Source organism: Mesorhizobium sp. M7A.F.Ca.ET.027.03.2.1, assembly GCF_003999175.1.
GTDB lineage: Bacteria > Pseudomonadota > Alphaproteobacteria > Rhizobiales > Rhizobiaceae > Mesorhizobium.
This window is the reverse complement of sequence record NZ_RZOM01000388.1, coordinates 1-5,133: the sequence shown is the minus strand read 5'-3', so window position 1 is coordinate 5,133 and position 5,133 is coordinate 1. Positions and strand designations below refer to the sequence as shown.

At 65.6% G+C, this 5,133-nt stretch carries 5 protein-coding genes; 2 read left to right on the top strand and 3 right to left on the bottom strand.

Annotated features, from left to right (window positions below):
• A partial coding sequence (locus tag EN750_RS17750; protein WP_145967746.1) for a CaiB/BaiF CoA-transferase family protein occupies window positions 1-1,083 on the top strand: 1,083 nt, incomplete at its 5' end.
• Between the two features lie 105 nt (window positions 1,084-1,188).
• Here EN750_RS17750 and EN750_RS17745 read toward each other — a convergent pair.
• Window positions 1,189-1,827: a class II aldolase/adducin family protein gene (locus tag EN750_RS17745; protein WP_127397188.1), complete on the bottom strand. Its 639-nt coding sequence runs from the start codon at window positions 1,825-1,827 to the stop codon at window positions 1,189-1,191.
• On the bottom strand, window positions 1,827-3,200 hold the full coding sequence (otnK, locus tag EN750_RS17740; RefSeq protein WP_127397187.1) for a 3-oxo-tetronate kinase: 1,374 nt from the start codon (window positions 3,198-3,200) through the stop codon (window positions 1,827-1,829). The genes EN750_RS17745 and otnK overlap by 1 nt, the downstream gene beginning before the upstream one ends.
• A gap of 146 nt (window positions 3,201-3,346) precedes the next feature.
• Between otnK and EN750_RS17735 the strand changes: the two genes are divergently transcribed.
• Window positions 3,347-4,084, top strand: coding sequence for a GntR family transcriptional regulator (locus tag EN750_RS17735; RefSeq protein ID WP_127267755.1), 738 nt, complete (start codon window positions 3,347-3,349; stop codon window positions 4,082-4,084).
• A 33-nt stretch (window positions 4,085-4,117) separates the two neighbouring features.
• Here the strand turns inward: EN750_RS17735 and EN750_RS17730 are convergent.
• Window positions 4,118-5,133 (bottom strand): aminotransferase class III-fold pyridoxal phosphate-dependent enzyme (locus EN750_RS17730; protein ID WP_127397186.1); only part of this gene is annotated, 1,016 nt, incomplete at its 5' end.

The following is a 5,133-nucleotide window of genomic DNA, read 5'->3' as shown; positions in this document are numbered from 1 at the left end:
GTGCCGAGCTACAAGGGTGTCTCGACCTACTATCTCTGCGCCAATCGCGGCAAGCAGAGCATCGCGCTCGACATGAAAAGCCCGCAGGGGCTGGCCATCGTGCGCGAACTGGCGGCGAAGGCCGACATCGTCGTCGAGAATTTCCGCTCCGGCACCGCCGACCGCCTCGGCGTCGGTTTCAAGGAACTCAGCGCGCCAAACCCGCGGCTGATCTACTGCTCGATCTCCGGCTATGGCCAGACCGGACCCGATGCCGGACGGCCCGGCTATGATTTCGTCATGCAGGCCGAAAGCGGCCTGATGGCCATCACTGGCGAGAGCAATGGCGAGCCGATGCGCGTCGGCGTCGCCATCACCGACATCGTCTGCGGCATGGTCGCGACGCAGTCGATCCTGGCAGCGCTTTACGAGCGCGCGACGACCGGCAAGGGCCAGTTCCTCGACCTGTCGCTGATCGACTGCGCGCTCAGCCTGCTGATCAATGTCGGCAGCGGTTACCTCAACACCGGCCGCGAGGTCGCCCGCTACGGCAATGCGCATCCGACGGTTGTCCCCTATCAGATATTCGAGGCTTCCGATGGCGGCTTCGCGCTGGCCGTCGGCAATGACCGCCAGTTCGCGGCGCTGTGCGAGAAGGTCCTTGATCTGCCACATCTGGCTGGGGATGCGCGCTTCATCAAGGCAGGCGCGCGTGCCACCAACCGCGAGGCTTTGATCCCCGAATTGGCGGCTGCCTTCAAGACCAAGCCACGCGACCACTGGATGGCAACCTGTGCCGCCGCCAGCGTGCCGGCCGGCACGGTAAAATCGATACCGGAAGTCTTCGATAGCCCCAATGTGCGCGAACGTGGCCTCGTCCAGACCTTGCCGCATCCGCATCTCGGCTCCGTCGCCATGGTGCGCCCGGCACAGGGACTTGCCGCGCAGCTGACCGCCGACTTTACCGCGCCGCCGATGCTGGGCCAGGACACAGCTGCCGTGCTGGCCGACGTGCTCGGCTACAGCGCCGAGACCATCGACCAACTGATCGGCTCCGGGGCTGTCAGCGTCTATGCGCCTGCAGCCGAACCGATCCCCGCCTGATCTTCCACGGAACGTGGCAGCCCTCGTCTCGCATTTGCGGGTCGACGACTGAGTGGTTCTTCACTTCAAGAGCGCGAAGAGCCGTTCCCGGAATTGCTCGGCCGGCTACTTCTGCTGGCCGTAATTCTTGTACCGCCCCCGAATGGCGGCTATCTCGCTGCCCTCGATGAGCACCGGTGTACCGGCGCTGCGCGCCAAAAGGTATTGCCGCGCCAAGGTCTCGAGCTTGATGGTGCGGATGAGCGCCATGTCGAGATCGCCGCCGAAAGCGACCATGCCGTGATTGGCGAGCAGGCAGGCCGACCTGTCCTTGAGCGCGACGACGGCAACCTTGGCCAGTTCGCTTGACGCGAACAGCGCATAGTCCGAACAGCGCACATCATCGCCACCGAAACCCGCGACCATGTAATGGAACAGCGGCAGTCCCTCGCGCAGACACGATAGCGCCACGCAATGATCGGGATGGGCATGCACGACGGCACCGGCCTCGGGGAAAGCCTTGTAGATCTCGGCGTGCATTTCCCATTCGCTCGACGGCCGGAACGCTCCCTCCCAGCTGCCATCGAGTTGCATCGGCACCATCTGCTCCGGCCGAAGCGCGCTTGTAGCTATTCCCGTCGGCGTGATCATCATGCCGCTTGTCGTCCGCACACTGATGTTGCCGGTGGTGCCGACATTCATCCCGCTGGCGTCCAGCGTCTGCGTCGCGGTGATCAGGCTGGCGCGTGCAGTCTCGGTGTCCATCACGATGCTTTTCCTGTGGTTGGCCGCATGACAGGTTTTGCCGGTGGCCATATATCGATCGCCGGCGCGACGGTGGTCGCCCGTGTCATGTCTTGCAGGACGTCGGCGAAAATATCCGGGCCGCCGAGCTTCCCCGATTTCAACATCAGCGCCAGCGGCTCGGATGGCAGGCCGGGGAGGTGAGCAGTCGCACGCGACAGTCCCGGCCCCTCATAGGCACCCATGGCGATGCGGTCGATGCCGAGCGCCTTGACCACCGAACCGGCTGTCTCGCCGCCGGCGACGACCAGCCGTCGGACGCCGAGTTCACGCACCAGAATCTGTGCAATCCCGGCCAGCATCTCTTCCGCCTTTGCCGCCACCGCCTTGCGGCCATGCGCCTGCTGCAGCGCTTCGACCGTCGTTTGCGGCGCTGTCGTGGCAATGGCGATCATCGCGCCGGGCAAATGCCGCTGGGCGAAGGCACGCGCTTCGGCCACTACATCGGCGCCGGCGAAGGCTCTGGCCAGATCGATCGTCAGCAGTGGATGGTTTTGCGCAAAGCGTTCGAGCTGTTCGATGGTGCGGTCGGCGACGCTGCCGGCCAGCACCGCCGCTGGGCCGTTTATGGCCGGCAGGCTGGCGGTAACGAGATCGACTGAATTCAGCAGCCCATGCGTGAGCCAGGCCGGTGGCAGATGCGCGGCGACCGAGGAATTGCCGGTCATCAGCGGCAGGTCGAAGGTCGCTTCCGCGATCGCAACCAGGTCGCGCTCGCGAATCGTGTCGGTGACCAGCAGCGTCTCGCCGCCCGCGCTGTGCTCTCGTATGGCGTTGCGGATGGCCTCCGCCCCGGCATCGACGACGAGATAGGGCACCAGCCCGACCTTGCCCTTGCTCTGCGCCTGCAGCACGCGAACCAGATTGGAATCGGTCATCGGCGTCAGCGGATCGAAGCGCTTGGGCGATTCACCCAGCAATTGGGCGCCGCCGAACATGTGTCCCTGATAGACGGTGCGGCCGGTCTCACACAGCGCCGGGGTGAACAGCGTGACGCCGCCGCCGAGCCGCTCGAGCAGCGCCTCGGCGCAAGGACCGATGTTGCCGGCAGGCGTCGAATCGAAAGTGGCGCAATATTTGAAGAAGATCTGCCGGGCACCAGCTTCAAGCAGCCGGTCCGCCGCCTCCAGAACCTGGCGCACCGCATCGCTGGCCGCGATGACGCGGGTCTTCAGCAGGATCACATGGGCAAGATTGCCTGGTGGGATCGGCGCACTCAGTCCGACCGTGCATCCCGTTGGAATGCCGCGCGCCACCAGCATCGACGCCAGCTCGGTGCCGCCGGTCAGATCGTCGGCTATGGCGCCGAACAGGAGTGAAGGCGTCGCGGTCATGCGCCCCGTCTCATGTCCGTCTGCACCATGGCTGCCCGTCTCGCAGCTGCCTGTCTCATGTCGGTGGTCAGGCCATTCGTGGTATCATATACACAGCCCACGCGACGCAGGCGACGCCGGCGCCGCTGCAAGAACGGAGAGCGGATGTGACTGCTTCTATCGCGCCGATCGCGCGCGACAATCTGACGACGCGCGTCTACGAGGAGCTTCGCCGCGCCATGATGGAGGGCCGCTTCTGGCCGGGCCATCGCTTCAAGATCCGCGACCTTGCCGCCAGCCTTCAGGTGTCTGAGACGCCAGTGCGCGAGGCGCTGATGCAGCTGGTGCGCGAAAAAGGCCTGGAGATGGAGGCTGGCCGTTCGATCACCGTCGCCCAGCTGTCGCTGGCCCAATATCTGGAACTGCGCAGCATCCGGCTGCATCTCGAAGGCATGGCGGGGGCGGCGGCAACAACGCGCATCGAGCCACGGGAGATCGACCGTCTGGCCGAGGTGCATGACAGACTGATTGCCAACGAGGACAATGGCCATTGGTTCGAAGCCGTCCGCGACAATTGGGAATTCCATCACTCGATCTACCAGGCGGCGCAAATGCCGGAGTTGCTGGCCATCATCGAGGGCATCTGGCTGCGCAACGGACCACTGGTGAACTATCAATACCCGCACGCCAGGCCGACCTACGACGGCCGCCACCGGCACCTCGACATTCTCGACGCGCTGCGGGCGCGTGACGAGAACGGCGTGCGCAAGGGCATTCAGCAGGACATGATCGAAGGCGGACGCCTGTTGGTCAAGGTTCTCGAACGGCTGAACGACGGTGCGGTCACGCCGGAAGAACTGCGCCGCGCGGCGCAGAACGGCCGCCTGGTGTCGGCCGTCGGCTGAGCGATTTGTTCCTTCCCACCGCATCGGCGCTGGTCACGCCACCTGCGCCGCTGCGGCCATGCCGGCATCGGCAGCGTGCAGGGCGAGATCTATGTCTTTTGCGGTATGCGCGGCACTCAGGAACATGTTGTGCCGGGGGTGGAAATAGGCGCCCTCGCGCAAGGCGGCCGAGCAGAAGGCGTCGGCCTTTTTGAATTCGGCATCGCCGTCGAAGAGCACCATCGGCATCGACACTGGGCCGGTCTGGCGAAGCGACAGGCCATGCTTCTTCGCTGCGGCATCGAGGCCTGAGCGCAGCCTGTCGCCGGCTTCAGTCATCCTGGAGATTGCGTCGGTGTCGCGCAGCGTGTTGATGGTGGCGATCGCGGCGGCCATGGCGACGGCGCCATACCAGAACGACCCCGTCACATAGACCTTGGTCGCGGCTTCGCGAAACCGGTCGGTGCCGGTGATCGCGGCAAGCGGATAGCCATTGGCGATCGCCTTCGAGAAAGCGGACAGGTCCGGCCGTACGCCGAGCGGTTCCCAGCTGCCGGCGAGATCGATGCGGAAGCCGGCCCTGACATCATCGACGATCAGCGCCGCGTCGGCGGCGGTGGTCAGCTCGCGCGCCTGTCTGGCGAAGGCGGCGGTCGGCAGTTCCTGGTCGCGGGCGATATCGTGGCGGAAAGCGGTGACGACGACGGCGGCAAGATCGCTGCCGGCCTGCTCGACGGCTGCCTCGAGGCTGGCAACGTCATTGTAGTCGAAATGGATGATATGGGCGCGGTCCTCGGCGGTGACGCCGGCGAGCGAAGGCGTGCACCACGGCACGGCGCCGTGATAGGAGCCGCGCGCGACCAGCACCTTGCGCCGGCCAGTGCCGGCGCGTGCGATCGTCACGCAGGCCGTGGTGGCGTCGGTGCCGTTCTTCTGCAGCATCGCCCAGTCGGCATGCGCGACGGTCTTGACCAGCAGTTCGGCCAGCTCGACCAACACCTCGCCAGGGCCGTTCATCGCATCGCCCAGACGACGCTGCCGCTCGGCCGCTGCCTCGACCGCCTGATGAT

Coding starts and splice junctions, on each gene's coding strand:
- EN750_RS17745 (WP_127397188.1), bottom strand. CDS start 1,827: ATGGACACCGAGACTGCACGCGCCAGCCTGATCACCGCGACGCAGACG.
- otnK (WP_127397187.1), bottom strand. CDS start 3,200: ATGACCGCGACGCCTTCACTCCTGTTCGGCGCCATAGCCGACGATCTG.